The following is a 222-nucleotide window of genomic DNA, read 5'->3' as shown; positions in this document are numbered from 1 at the left end:
TAAGATATAGTTATTCAATTTTGAGTGGACTAAAAAGTTAAGTGACGATAGCCTAGGAGATACACCTGTACCCATGCCGAACACAGTAGTTAAGCCCTAGAACGCCTGAAGTAGTTGGGGTTGCCCCTGTTAGATACGGAAGTCGCTTAGCTTAGGAACACTCAATGGGAGTTTAGCTCAGCTGGGAGAGCATCTGCCTTACAAGCAGAGGGTCAGCGGTTC

General features: G+C 46.4%; 1 rRNA gene. It reads left to right on the top strand.

The window, feature by feature from the left end:
• The first annotated feature begins 37 nt into the window (after window positions 1-37).
• A 5S ribosomal RNA gene (rrf, locus tag AT575_RS10440) occupies window positions 38-151 on the top strand.
• Window positions 152-222: the final 71 nt, after the last annotated feature.

The sequence above is a fragment of the Streptococcus penaeicida genome (genome assembly GCF_002887775.1).
Lineage (GTDB): Bacteria > Bacillota > Bacilli > Lactobacillales > Streptococcaceae > Streptococcus > Streptococcus penaeicida.
Note: the sequence above shows the minus strand (reverse complement) of the source record. Positions and strands in the feature narration are given on the sequence as shown.